The sequence below is a fragment of the Micromonospora sp. NPDC049257 genome, from assembly GCF_040678915.1.
GTDB classification, from domain to species: Bacteria; Actinomycetota; Actinomycetes; order Mycobacteriales; family Micromonosporaceae; genus Micromonospora; species Micromonospora antibiotica.
This window is the reverse complement of the sequence record NZ_JBFAQU010000019.1, coordinates 80,479-93,298: the sequence shown is the minus strand read 5'-3', so window position 1 is coordinate 93,298 and position 12,820 is coordinate 80,479. Positions and strand designations below refer to the sequence as shown.

11 protein-coding genes are annotated in these 12,820 nt (G+C 74.9%); 6 read left to right on the top strand and 5 right to left on the bottom strand.

Annotated features, from left to right (window positions below; translation table 11 throughout):
- Positions 1-101 precede the first annotated feature (101 nt).
- Positions 102-1,031: a sulfite exporter TauE/SafE family protein gene (locus AB0K25_RS23955; protein WP_208566788.1), complete on the top strand. Its 930-nt coding sequence runs from the start codon at positions 102-104 to the stop codon at positions 1,029-1,031.
- Between the two features lie 151 nt (positions 1,032-1,182).
- Here the strand turns inward: AB0K25_RS23955 and AB0K25_RS23950 are convergent, their stop codons facing one another.
- A complete protein-coding gene (locus AB0K25_RS23950) occupies positions 1,183-1,833 on the bottom strand; it encodes a hypothetical protein (RefSeq protein WP_357534237.1) in 651 nt (216 codons plus the stop codon).
- 71 nt (positions 1,834-1,904) lie between these two features.
- On the opposite strand from AB0K25_RS23950, the gene AB0K25_RS23945 reads away from it, so the two are divergent.
- The gene (locus AB0K25_RS23945; RefSeq protein ID WP_357534239.1) at positions 1,905-2,744 is read left to right on the top strand and encodes a fumarylacetoacetate hydrolase family protein; all 840 of its coding nucleotides are present in this window, start codon (positions 1,905-1,907) and stop codon (positions 2,742-2,744) included.
- Between the two features lie 162 nt (positions 2,745-2,906).
- Here AB0K25_RS23945 and AB0K25_RS23940 read toward each other — a convergent pair whose 3' ends face one another.
- Complete coding sequence (locus tag AB0K25_RS23940; RefSeq protein WP_219462955.1) at positions 2,907-3,644, bottom strand: SDR family oxidoreductase; 738 nt, start codon at positions 3,642-3,644, stop codon at positions 2,907-2,909.
- A 201-nt stretch (positions 3,645-3,845) separates the two neighbouring features.
- Between AB0K25_RS23940 and AB0K25_RS23935 the strand changes: the two genes are divergently transcribed.
- The 4 genes from AB0K25_RS23935 (at position 3,846) to AB0K25_RS23920 (ending at position 8,241) form a co-directional block, all read left to right on the top strand.
- Entirely contained in the window at positions 3,846-4,532 is a 687-nt protein-coding gene (locus AB0K25_RS23935; RefSeq protein ID WP_208566784.1) for a (Fe-S)-binding protein, read from the top strand.
- Positions 4,529-5,980, top strand: a complete 1,452-nt coding sequence (locus AB0K25_RS23930; protein ID WP_363822782.1) for a lactate utilization protein B — start codon at positions 4,529-4,531, stop codon at positions 5,978-5,980. Before AB0K25_RS23935 ends, AB0K25_RS23930 begins: the two co-directional genes overlap by 4 nt.
- On the top strand, positions 5,970-6,491 hold the full coding sequence (locus tag AB0K25_RS23925; protein ID WP_363822779.1) for an LUD domain-containing protein: 522 nt from the start codon (positions 5,970-5,972) through the stop codon (positions 6,489-6,491). Before AB0K25_RS23930 ends, AB0K25_RS23925 begins: the two co-directional genes overlap by 11 nt.
- Before the next feature lie 166 nt (positions 6,492-6,657).
- Positions 6,658-8,241, top strand: a complete 1,584-nt coding sequence (locus AB0K25_RS23920) for a DUF4139 domain-containing protein (protein WP_363822776.1) — start codon at positions 6,658-6,660, stop codon at positions 8,239-8,241.
- A gap of 49 nt (positions 8,242-8,290) precedes the next feature.
- On the opposite strand, the gene AB0K25_RS23915 is transcribed toward AB0K25_RS23920, so the two are convergent.
- From AB0K25_RS23915 to AB0K25_RS23905, 3 genes are all read right to left on the bottom strand, one after another.
- Positions 8,291-9,823 carry a polysaccharide deacetylase family protein gene (locus AB0K25_RS23915; RefSeq protein ID WP_219462948.1) on the bottom strand — a complete coding sequence of 511 codons (1,533 nt, stop codon included), beginning with the start codon at positions 9,821-9,823 and terminating at the stop codon, positions 8,291-8,293.
- 112 nt (positions 9,824-9,935) lie between these two features.
- Positions 9,936-11,312: a glycosyltransferase gene (locus tag AB0K25_RS23910; protein WP_357534247.1), complete on the bottom strand. Its 1,377-nt coding sequence runs from the start codon at positions 11,310-11,312 to the stop codon at positions 9,936-9,938.
- A 1-nt stretch (position 11,313) separates the two neighbouring features.
- Entirely contained in the window at positions 11,314-12,672 is a 1,359-nt protein-coding gene (locus AB0K25_RS23905) for a nucleotide sugar dehydrogenase (RefSeq protein WP_363822772.1), read from the bottom strand.
- Positions 12,673-12,820 lie beyond the last annotated feature (148 nt).

The window sequence follows — 12,820 nt, the reverse complement described above, 5'->3', positions numbered from 1 at the left end:
CCCCGTACAGGCCCCGACCAGCCGGGACGTCCGTCACCGCCACGGTGATCCGCCCTAGCCGGGCCGACTTTCCCCATTCACCTTCCGGATCGGCGGTAATTGTGCGTAGCCTGCTTCTTCTTGCCCTCGTCGGCCTCGGTGCGCAACTGGTCGACGGCAGCCTCGGGATGGCGTACGGCGTGACATCCACCACATTGTTGTTGGCCCTCAACACAGGCGCGGCCAGCGCCTCGGCGACCGTTCACCTGGCCGAGATCGGCACCACCCTGGTCTCGGGTGCCGCGCACTGGCGGTTCGGCAACGTCGACTGGACGGTGGTCCGCCGGGTCGGTGTGCCGGGCGCCGTGGGGGCGTTCGCCGGCGCGACCTTCCTGTCCAGCCTCTCCACCGCGACCGCGGCCCCGATCATGTCGCTGATCCTGCTCACCCTCGGCCTCTACGTGCTGATCCGGTTCACCGTCGCCGGGCTGCCCCGCGACCGGGTCGGGCTGCCCCTGCGCAAGCGTTTCCTCGGGCCGCTGGGGCTCGTCGCCGGCTTCGTCGACGCCACCGGTGGCGGGGGCTGGGGCCCGGTCGGCACGCCCGCGATCCTGGCCAGCGGCCGACTGGAGCCCCGCCGGGTGATCGGCTCGATCGACACCAGCGAGTTCCTGGTGGCGGTCGCCGCGAGCCTGGGCTTCCTGGTCGGCATCGGCTCGGAGAACATCAACTTCGGCTGGGTGGGGGCGCTGCTGCTCGGCGGCATGATCGCCGCGCCGATCGCCGCCTGGCTCGTCCGGTTGGTCCCGCCCCGCGTGCTCGGTTCCGCCGTCGGGGGGGTCATCGTCCTGACCAACATCCGGACCCTGCTGCGCAGCGACTGGATCGGTGCGCCGGACGCCGTCCGCTACGCCAGCTACCTGATCGTCGTGGTGCTCTGGGTGGCCGCGGTGACCTGGTCACTGCGTCGGCACCTGGCCGACCGGCAGGCCACCCCGGTCGCCGTCGGACCGGAGGCCGGTGCCGGGGAACCCGCCACCACGTCCAGCTGACCGGGCGGCCGGCGGCTCCCCGACCCCCCGGCCCCGGGCAGGTCGGGGAGCCGCCGGCAACCCCGGGCGTCGCAGTCCGGCCGGCGACTGCTGCTGGGGTCGGGCCGCCGACCGTGGCGCCGCCGACCGTGGTGCCGCCGGCGGGCGTGGTTCAGGGCGCGGCGTGCTCGGCCTGGGCCCGGATCTGCCGGAAGATCTCCTGCGGCTGGGCGGTCTGCGGAAAGTCGGCGAGGTGGACCACACCGAGCGTGTGCCGGTCGGCCCAGGCGCAGACGTCGAACCAGACACCCCCGCTGCGGCCGTGCCCGCAGCGGGCGGACCCACCGACCGGCCCCGGGGGCACCGGCGTCACATCCGTGATGGCGGTGAGCCGGGCGAAGATCTGGTCCAGGGCCCGCTCGGGGTCGGGGACCGTGCCGGAGACCCCACTGAGCAGGACGACCCGACGGTCGCCGGGTCGGTACAGCCCGAGTTCGGCCGAGTGTTCCTCCTTGACCGGGATGTAGGCGGTGCCCACCGCGCTGCCCGGCTCACCGTCGAGCAGCGGCTTGAGCCCTGACATGGTGCTCTGGGCGACCATGGTCAGTCGCCGGTCGAGCGACTCGTTCCAGGTGCCCAGCACCGTCGTCGGCTTGTCCAGCCGCGGCACGGCGGGGTCGGGGGGCGGCGGCGACGCCCCGGCCGACCTCGCGGCGACGGGCTCGGCGGTGCCCGAACAACCGGTCGCCGTCAGCAGGCCCGCGAGGACCAGCGCACCCGTGCGTACCGCCTGCCGTAACCCCGTGCTGGGTTGCGGATCCATGTGTGCCTCGTCCCCGGTCGCAGTGGCATCGGGCAGGATAGCGTGCACTGTCGTCAGTGGAGGGGGACCGGATGAAGCTGATGCGGGTGGGCCCGGCCGGCGCGGAGCGGCCGGTGCTGCACTCCGACGGCCGGCACTACGACCTGTCCCCGCTCACCACGGACATCGACGCCGCCTTCCTCGCCTCCGACGGCCCGGCCCGGGTCCGGGCGGCCCGCGACCTGCCGGAGGTGGACGTCACCGGCCTGCGGGTCGGTCCGCCGGTGGCCCGGCCCGGCGCGGTGCTCTGCGTGGGGCAGAACTACGCCGCGCATGCCGCCGAGTCCGGTGCCGCCCCGCCCGAGACCCCGATCATCTTCTACAAGGCACCCAACACGGTGGTCGGCCCGTACGACGACGTGCTGGTGCCCCGGGGCGCGACCGCCACCGACTGGGAGGTCGAGCTGGCCGTGGTCATCGGCCGGCGGGCCCGCTACCTGGAGTCGCCCGCGCAGAGCCTCGCCCACGTCGCCGGCTACCTGGTCTCCAACGACGTGTCCGAGCGCGACTTCCAGCTGCGTGACTCCGGTGGCCAGTGGTCCAAGGGGAAGTCCTGTGAGACCTTCCAGCCGCTCGGCCCGTGGCTGGTCACCCCGGACGAGATCGCCGACGTGCAGGATCTCGGGTTGCGTTCCTGGGTCAACGGCGAGCCCCGGCAGGACTCCCGCACCTCGGACATGGTCTTCGATGTGGCGTACCTGATCTGGCACCTGTCGCAGTACACGGTGCTCGACCCCGGTGACGTGATCAACACCGGTACGCCGGAGGGGGTGGCCCTGTCCGGCCGGTTCCCCTACCTGCGGCCCGGTGACGTGGTGGAGGTCGAGGTGGACGGGCTGGGCCGGCAACGGGTCACCATGGCGGCGGCCTGACCGGCGGCGGGGAGCCGCTGCCGGCGATTCTGACGGGCCAGCACCGGTCCGACGGGAGTGGGCACCGGTCCGACGGGAGCCGGGCGCCAGACCCACGGGAGCGGGCACCGGTCCGACGGGAGCCGGCGACCGCTGCCCGGGTGGCCCTGCCGTCCGCCCGGATCAGCGGACCAGCCGCAGGCCCGACATGCCGCCGTCGACGGCCAGCGCGGTGCCGGTGGTCGCCCCCGACAGCGGGGAGGCGAGAAAGGCCACCGCCTGGGCGACCTCGTCGGCGGTGACCAGCCGGCCGGTGGGCTGCCGGGCGGCGAGCCGGCGCTTCTCCGCGGCCGGGTCCCCGGCCCCGGCGAGCAGCCGGGTCACCCACGGGGTGTCCACCGTGCCCGGCGCCACCGTGCACACCCGGATGCCGTCGCCCACCAGGTCCGCGGCCATGGCCAGGCTGAGTGCGTGCACCGCACCCTTGGTGGCGGAGTAGACGGCCCGGTCGACCAGCCCCGCCGTCGCCGCGATCGAGGTGATGCTGACGATGGCGGCGCTGGTCGAACGCCGCAGGTGGGGCAGGGCGGCCCGGCAGGCCCGGGCGACCCCGACGACATTGACGTCGAGGCAGCGGTGCCACTCGGCGTCGTCAGCGGCCTCCACCGCCCCCACCGCACTGACCGCCGCGCAGTTCACCAGCACGTCGAGACCGCCCAGGGTCGCGGCGACCCGGTCCATGACCCCGTCCAGCGGGCCGGTGACGTCGGCGGTGAGCCGCAGGTGCCCGCCGCCCGCACCGGGGTCGCGGTCGAGGACGGCGACCCGGGCCCCACGCGCGGCCAGCAGGTCGGCGACCGCCGCGCCGATGCCCGAACCGCCGCCGGTGACCGCCGCCACCAGACCGTGGAAATCCGTCATCTCGGCACCTCGTAGCACGGGCGACAGGGACCGGCGGACGCCCCACCCGCACCGGACGTCCACCGGGGCCGGTGTGCCGTGGCGATCGGCGGGCCAGCCGCCCGCCCGGCCGCCGGGACCGCAGCACATCGCACCTCGCACCGGACGCCATAGATCATATACGATTTCTTCGATCGCGGCCGGGAGCGGTGAGGGGGCACGGTGCGCATCGCGTTGTTCGTCACCTGCCTCAACGACGCGCTCTTCCCGCGCGTCGGCATCGCCACCGTGACGGTGCTGGAGCGGCTCGGCCACACCGTGACCTTTCCCGCCGGGCAGAGCTGCTGCGGCCAGTTGCACGCCAACACCGGCTATCCGGGCCCGGCCCGCGCGCTGGAGCAGAGCACCGAGGCGGCGTTCGCCGGCCACGACGTCGTCGTCTCCCCGTCCGGTTCCTGCGTGGCCCACCTGCGGGCGCACACCCGACTGCCGGTGTACGAGCTGTCGGAGCTGCTGGTGGACGTGCTCGCGGTCACCGACGTGGGGGCCCGCTTCCCCTACCGGGTCACCTATCATCCGACCTGCCACGGGCTGCGGATGCTGCGGCTGGGCGACCGGCCGCTGCGGCTGCTCGGCGCGGTGCGTGACCTGGAACTGCTGGGCCTGCCCGAGCCGGAGCAGTGCTGCGGCTTCGGGGGCACCTTCGCGCTCAAGAACGCCGCCGTCTCCGGTGCCATGCTCGCCGACAAGTGCGCCCACGCGGTGGCCACCGGGGCCGACTACCTGGCCGCCGCCGACAGCTCCTGCCTGGCGCACATCGGTGGTGGTCTGGCCCGCCGGCCCGGTGCCCCGCGACCCGTCCACTACGCCGAGATCCTCGCCGCGACCGGGGCCGGAGCGGTGGGATGAGCACCCGACACCCCCCGCCGGGCCGGCAGTTGCCCATCGTGGCCGTCACCCCGTTCCCCCGGGCGGCGGCCGGTGCGCTGCGCGACGCCCAACTACGGGCCAACCTGGGCCGGGCCACCCGCACCATCCGGGAGAAGCGGGCCGCGGTGGTGGCCGAGGTGCCCGACTGGGAGCAGCTGCGCGACCGGGCGGCCCGGGTCAAGGACGACGTGCTCGACCGGCTGCCCGAGCTGGTGGACCGGTTCACGCGGGCGGCCACCGCCGCCGGGGCGACCGTGCACCACGCCACGGACGCCGCCGCCGCCAACGCGGTGGTCACCGACCTGGTCCGGGCGCAGGGCGTCGACCAGGTGGTGAAGGTCAAGTCGATGGCGACCCAGGAGATCGGCCTCAACGAGGCGTTGGCGGCGGCCGGGGTGACGGCGGTGGAGACCGACCTGGCCGAGCTGATCGTCCAACTCGCCGACGACACCCCGTCGCACATCCTGGTGCCGGCGATCCACTACAACCGGGGGCAGATCCGGGAGTTGTTCGCCCGGCGGATGCCCGGCTTCCGCGCCGACTCGGACGATCCGGCGGTGCTGGCCGGTGCCGCCCGGGACTATCTGCGGCGTACCTTCCTGGCGGCCCGGGTGGCGATCTGCGGGGCCAACTTCGCGGTGGCCGAGACCGGCTCGTTGGTGGTCGTCGAGTCCGAGGGCAACGGCCGGATGTGCCTGACCCTGCCGGACACCCTGATCGCCGTGGTCGGGGTGGAGAAGCTGCTGCCCCGCTTCGCCGATCTCGGTGACTTCCTGCGGCTGCTGCCGCGCTCGTCGACCGGCGAACGGATGAACCCGTACACCTCGATCTTCACCGGGGTGACCCCCGGCGACGGGCCGCGTCGGCTGCACGTCGTGCTGCTGGACAACGGCCGACGCCGGGTGGCGGCCGACCCGGTGGGCCGGGCGGCGTTGCGCTGCATCCGCTGCTCGGCCTGCCTGAACGTGTGCCCGGTCTACGAGCGGGTCGGCGGCCACGCCTACGGCTCGGTCTATCCCGGGCCGATCGGGGCGATCCTGTCGCCCCAGCTCACCGGGCAGGACGCCGGCCACAACGCGACCCTGCCGTACGCCTCGACGCTCTGCGGGGCCTGCTACGACGTCTGCCCCGTCAAGATCGACATCCCGGCCATCCTGGTCCACCTGCGCCAGACGGGGCCGAAGCCGGCCGCCGAACGCGTGGCGATGGCGTGGCTCGCCTGGACGATGCGTGACCGTCGGCGGTGGCGGGCGGCGCTGCGGGCGGCCCGCTCCGGCGGCCGGCCCCTGCGGGTGCTGGGCCGGCGGCACGACGGGCGGCTGCGCCGCGCCCCGTGGCCCCTGTCGGCGTGGACGACGCACCGCGACGCCCCACTGCCCGCCGAGGAGTCCTTCCGCGACTGGTGGCACCGCACCCATGACTTCTGAGCTGACCGCGCTCTTCGTCGCCCGGGCCGGGGACCACCACGCCGGGGTGCACCCCTGCACCCCGGCGGAACTGCCCGGGCTGCTCGCCACCCTGCTCGCCGGGGCGACCGCCGTGGTGCTGCCGCCCGGGACACCACCGCAGTGGACCACCCGGCTCGGCCCGCCCACCCTGGCCGGCGACACGCTCACCGCCACCGAGCTGGACGCCCCCGGCCTGTCCGTGCTCACCGGCTGCGCACTCGCCGTCGCCGAGACCGGCACCCTGGTCCTCGACGGGGGCGCGGCCCAGGGCCGCCGGTTGCTGACCCTGGTCCCCGACCACCACGTCTGCGTGGTCCGCGCCGCGCAGATCGTGGCCGACGTGCCCGACCTGGTGATCGCGCTGCCCGACCCCACCCGCCCCCTGACGATGATCTCCGGCCCCTCCGCGACCAGCGACATCGAGCTGAACCGGGTGGAGGGCGTGCACGGCCCCCGCCGCCTCGATATCGTCTGCCTCCCCCCGGGGTAGCCGGGCCGGGCCCACCGGACCCCGCCATGATCGCGCTCGATCCGTGTCGTAGTGGCATCCGGCCGCGCGACGGAGGGGACCACCTCCGGGATCGAGCGCGATCAAGCGGTTCCCGCCACGGACCGGCAGCGCGGGCCACGAGCGCACCCCGGCTACCCTCGCCGCCGTGGACGCTGTGGAGATCGAAGCACCCGTCGTCGCGGTCACCGTCTATCCGGACCGGGCCCGGGTCACCCGCCGGGGGAGCACCCGGTTGACCGCCGGGGAACACCGGATCCGGATCGCCCCCCTGCCGCTGCGGCTGCGCCGGGACTCCCTGCGCACCGGGGGCGGGGGCGCGGTCACCGTCCTCGGGGTGGAGGTGAGCACCTGGCGGCAGCCCCGCAGCACCGACGGTCAGGTCGACGCGCTCACCCGGCGGGCCCGGGAACTGGCCGACGCCCTGGCCGAGGTCGACGACGACGCCGAGGTCGAGACGCAGCGACGACAGTTCCTCACCCGGCTGGCCGACCGGGCCGGCGGCACGTACGCCCGCACGCTGGCCGCCGGTGACACCGCCCCGACCGACGTGGCCACCTTCGCCGACGCGGTGGCCGCCCAACTCGCCGAGTCCCACCGCCGTCGACGTGGGCTGGCCCGGCAGCGCACCGAGCTGACCGAGGAGTTGGCGGCCGTCGAACGGGAGCTGGCCGCCGCGAACGGCAAACGGGAACCGGACCGGCTGGCCGCCGAGGTGACGGTGGCGGTGGACGCCGACGACACCGACGTGGACCTGGAGCTGAGCTACCTGGTCGACGGGGCACGCTGGGAATCCTCCTACGACCTGCGGCTGGTCGAGGAGACCATGACGGTCACCTGGTTCGGTCTGGTCACCCAGGACACCGGCGAAGACTGGCCGCAGTGCGCGCTGCAACTCTCGACCGCCCGGCCGGCGGCGGCTGCCGGCGTACCCGAGTTGTCGCCCTGGTATCTCGACCGGGTCCGGCCGGTGCCGGTGCCCCGGACGGCGGCGAGCTTCGGCGCACCACCGCCCCCCGCGCCCGCCGCCGCCCCGGCCGGTGGTGGTGGGGTGGCCCGCGCGGGCGCCCCGCGCCCCGTGGTGCGGGAAAGCGTGGCCGAGGTCGAGCAGGGGGTCACCGCGGCCACCTACCGGCCGGCCCGCCCGGTGGCGGTGCCCGCCGACGGCAGCGCCTACCGGGCCGTCATCGCCGTGCTGGACCTGCCGGTCCGCCTCGACCACGTGACCGTGCCGGTCCGGGCCGCCGAGGCGCACCTGCGGGCGACGGTCCGCAACACCTCGGCGCACACCCTGCGCGCCGGCCCGGCGGCGGTCTTCCACGGTGCCGACTTCGTCGCCGCCACCCGGCTGCCGACGTGGGCGCCCGACGAGGAGACCGAGCTGGCGCTCGGGGTGGACGACCGGGTCCGGGTGGAACGGGAGCTGACCCGGCGGGCCGACACCCGGGCCGCCCTCGGCTCCACCCGGCGGCGGGACGTGGAGTACCGGATCAGCGTGGCCAACCACACCCCCAGGCCGGCGACCGTCGAGGTCCACGACCAGCTGCCGGTCTCCCGCGACGAGGCGGTGGCGGTCCGGGAGGCCGCCCTGACCCCGCCGCCGGACGAGCGTACCGAGCTGGGCGAGCTGACCTGGCGGTTGCGGCTCGGCCCGGGCGAGAGCGGCGAGATCACCCTCGGTTTCCGGGTCGAACTCGGCAAGGGGGTCGACCTGGCCGGCTGGCGGGAGTGACCGCCGCTCCCGCCGTGACCCGCCCGGCCGGCCGGGCGGGTCACGGCGGTCACCCGACGGCCGTCACGGTGAGCGCGGCGACCGACGGGTGGGGCCGCCCCTGCGCGTCGTCGATCGCCACGGCCAGCCCGCCGGTGGCCCCCGGCCCGGTGGGCGTGACCACCCGCAGGGCCGGGCCGCCGTCGACCCGGGCCACCGTCTCCCCGTCGCGCACGGTGACCGCGAGCCGGTGGGTGGCTGCCGGATCCAGCGCGGCCTCGGCGACCACCCGGCCGGCGCGCAGCAACGCCACCCGGCCGTGGGCCACCCGCACCGAGACCGTGGCGTCACCGTTCACCCCGACCAGCACGGTCACCGTGCCGCCGTCGGCACGCAGGCCACGCACCGTGGCGTCGGCCGTGTAGCCGGTCCAGTCCGCGCTGGCGTACGCGAGCAGGGTGCCGTAGGCGCGGCGGGGGCTGTCGGCGGGGAACCGGCCGCCGGTCAGCGGGGACAGGTCGGTCATCGGCTCGCCGTGCTGGTCGCGCCAGTCCCAGGCGCGGGCGAACGGGTCGGTCACCCCGGCCGGCACACCCGTGCGTTCGACGACCGCGCTGACCAGTTCGGCGGCGTCGGTCGTGGCGTACACCTCGGCCCGCTCGACCTGCCCGTCGGCCGCCGACCGGCGGCTGCCCGGTTGCGGGGCGAGCGACTTGTTGGTCAGCGCGCCGACGAACCGGGCGGCGATCAGGTCGCGGCTGAACGCGGCGGCCTGCGGGTCGGTCGTCGCGTCCCCGATCTCGGAGAACGGGTACGCGAACAGGCGCGGCCGGGGCAACCCGTGGGTGGTGAACGCGGCGAACATCGCATCGAAGTCGGCGGTCAGCCGCTGCCGGTAGGCGGCCAGGCTCTCCTGGGTGCCGGTGGTCGGCTCCCACCGCCGGTGGGTCAGCGGGGAGCCGAGCCGCCCTGGCGCGGTCTGCACCCGGGTGTGCAGGTCGTGGGTGTGCGCCTGGAAGTCCCACCGGCCGGAGCGGCGCATCCGGTCGATCTCCGCCCAGCTCAGGTAGTACGGCCGGTGGGTGCCCACCTGCCCGGTGATCAGGTAGGAGGCGGCCACCATCCGGTGCCGGCGCAGGATCGGGTCGGCGTACGACCACAGGCCCCGGGTGCCGTCGTCGAAGGTGAGGTAGACCGAACGGGCCGGCACCTCGCCGCCGCGCAGGTAGTCGACGTACTGGGCCGAGGAGATCGTCCGGTAGCCGGCGGTGCGCAGTGCGGTGAGCTGGGCGTCGAACGCCTCCGGGGTGACCACGTAGTGTTCCCGGCCGCCCGGCGTGGTCGCCGCCGGGTCGTCGCCGTGCGGTCGGATGTCGTGGTAGGCCACCACCACCGGCGCGGCCCGCTCCGGCAGCCGCCCGGCCGTCTCGGCGAAGCGGCGCAGGTCGGCGGGGTCGACCCGGGTGACCGGGGTGTCGTGCTGCCCGCTGACGTGACGGCGCAGGTCGGCCAGGTACCAGGACACCCCGAAGGGCGCCGCCACCACCAGCAGGGTCACCAGCGACAGCAGTCCGCCGAGCGTGCGGGGCCACAGCCGGCTCACCGGAGCACCTCGCCCCGGGAGAAGACCACCGCGTAGAGCAGCACCAGCACCGCCGCCCCGGCGAGGGTGAGCGCCACCCGGGCCAGCCGGCTCAGCAACCGCCGCCCGGCGTTCACACCGTGCTCCGCGACCACACGCCACGCCGGATCGTCCCCACCGACCAGGGCAGCAGCCAGGACAACATGGTGGCGGAGAGCACGCTCATCAACGGCCGGTACGCCCAGCGCGGGTCACCCGGGTTGTCCAGCCGGTAGGCCAGCCCCCACGCGGTGCCCTTGAGCAGCACCCCGCACAGGTAGAGCAGCGGCACCGCCCACCAGCCGCGCAGCGGCGCCCAGACCAGGTGGGAGAAGGCCATCGCCGGGGCCAGCGCCACCCACAGCGCGTGTCCGTAGTAGAGCGCGGCCGGGCCGGGCCCCCGCCGCCACATGAACGTGCCGGTGAAGAACAGGTTCCGCACGTAGCTTTTCTTCCAGCGGGTCTGCTGACGCAGGAACGGCCGCAGCCGGGCCGGCACGGTGGTCCACACCTTCGCCGAACGCACGTAGCCGACCCGCCAGGCGCGGGGCGGGTGGTCCTCGTCGCGGACGAACGGCGAGTCGGCGAAGCGCGCCTTGAGCCGGTCGCCGATCCAGCGTTGCCCCAGCACGTAGCCGGTGAGCTGCCGGTCGGTGGCGAACCGGAACTCGCCGCCGAGGAACCGGTCGGCCGCCCAGGCGGGCAGGTAGTTGAGCACCGCCTCCCGCCGGAACACCGCCAGCGGGCCGGAGACGCAGGTGACCGCCCCGAACGACGCCTCGGCAGCCTTGGAAACCCGGAACTGGCCCTCGTACCAGACGTCCTGGACCCGGGTGAGCAGCGACTCGTCGGGGTTCAGCGCGCGGGCGTGGCCGCTGACCGCGCCGAGGTCGGGTTGCCGCAGCAGGGCCTCGACGCAGCGGCCCAACGCGTCCGGGGCGAGCACGCAGTCGGAGTCGGTGAAGGCGAGCACGTCGCCGGTGGCGTGTCGGGCGGCGTGCACCAGGGCCCGCTTCTTTCCGACGTTGCGCGGCAGGTGCAGCACGGTGACCGGGAGTTCGGCGGCCAGCCGGTCGAGCACCTCGGCGGTGCCGTCGGTGGAGCCGTCGTCGACCACGATCACCTGCAACGGGCGGACGTCGCTGCCGGTCATCGACCGCACGCACGCCTCGATGCCGTCCGCCTCGTCCTTCACCGCCACCAGCAGGCTCACCGTCGGGGCCGGCGGCAGCGGCGGGAAGGAGGCGGTGTGCCGGGGCTGCGCCGGGGCCTCGGCGGGGTCGACGTAGCGGGCGTAGGCCAGGTAGAACACGGCGACGGTGGCGGTGAGCACGGCGAAGCCGTAGAACGCCAGCAGCGGGGCGTACGGCAACTGGGGCAGTTGCCGGGCCAGCAGCACGATCAGCGGCAGCAACGCGAGCACGGTGAGCAGCCGGCGCAGGCCACGCCGGACGGGGGCGGTCACCGGCATCTCAGACGACCTCCCGCCGGGGCAGCCCGGCCAGCCGGTAGGTGGCGTCGAGCACCATCGGCTGCCCGCGCAGCCACGCCTGGTCCAGGCCGGACTGGCGGGTGTGCACGACCACCAGGTCCCACTCCCGGTCGGCCGGGTCGGCGACCCGGTGCAGGGTCTGGCCGTCGGGGGTGCGGACCGTGTCGACGAGCTCGTCGACGAAGCCGACGTCCGCGCCGGCCCGGACCAGCTCACCGATGATCTCCAACGCCGGGGACTCCCGTACGTCGGCCACCCCGGGCTTGTAGGTCACCCCGGCGAGCAGCACCCGGGCGCCGAGCAGGGGGCGGCCGGCCCCGGCGAGCAGTTCCCGGATCCGGTCGACGACCCGGCGGGGGCGGGCGGCGATGCCCCGCATCGCGGTCTCGATCAGGGGCGCCTCGCGGCGTTGGCCGCGTACCTGCCACAGCAGGTAGTGCGGGTCGCAGGGGATGCAGTGCCCGCCCACCCCGGGGCCGGGCTGGAAGGCCATGAACCCGTACGGCTTGGTGTCCGCCCCGTCGATCACCTCGGTGACGTCCAGGTGCAGGTCCCGGCAGAGGTCGGCGAACTCGTTGGCGAGGGCGATGTTGACCGCCCGGAAGGTGTTCTCCAGCAGCTTGGTCATCTCGGCGGCCTCGGGGGAGCCGAGCCGGTGCACCAGGGGGGTGATCCGGGACAGCGCGGCGGCGGCCCGTGCGGTGCAGTCCGGGGTGGTGCCGCCGACGACCCGGGGGGTGAGTTCCTGGCGGTGCCGGTCGTTGCCGGGGTCGACCCGTTCCGGGGCGAAGGCCACGAAGACCTCCTGCCCGACCCGCAGGCCCCGGGCGGCCAGCGGCGCGACCAGCAGCTCCCGGGTGGTGCCGACGTAGCTGGTGGAGGTGAGCACGATGGTCTGGCCGGGGCGGGCGTGGGCGACCACCGCCGCGCAGGCCGCCCGCAACGCGGCGAGGTCGGGGGCGAGGTGCCGGTCGACCGGCGTGGGTACGCAGATCAGCACCGTGTCGGCGTCGGCGATCTCACCGACCGCGGTGGTGAGGCGCAGCGCGGGATCGGTGGCCCGCAACGTCTCCCGGAGTCGGTCGTGGTCGTCGTCGAGCAGGTCGGCGCGACCGGCCCGGATGTCGTCGAGCCGGTCCGGTGAGATGTCCACCCCGATCACCCGGGAGCCGCTGGCGACCAGGGCCAGGCTGGTCGGCAGGCCCACGTAACCGAGGCCCACCACGGCGGTACGCGCCCCGGGGGCGGTGGTGGCGGTGGCCGGCTCCGGTGGCGCGGCCGGGGCCGTCGGGGCGCTGGTCGGGACGTCGGACCGGGCGGCGGGCAGAAGCTGCGACATGGTCGGTGACCCTCACGGACGGTGAACGGGGATGACCCAAGAGTGCGACTAGCCCACCCCCGTCGGCTGTCCGACGAACAGTCGTCACGAAGCGAAAAGGCTACGGTCGGTGACTGTCCTTTCGGTCAGTTTTCGGCGTGTTACCTGC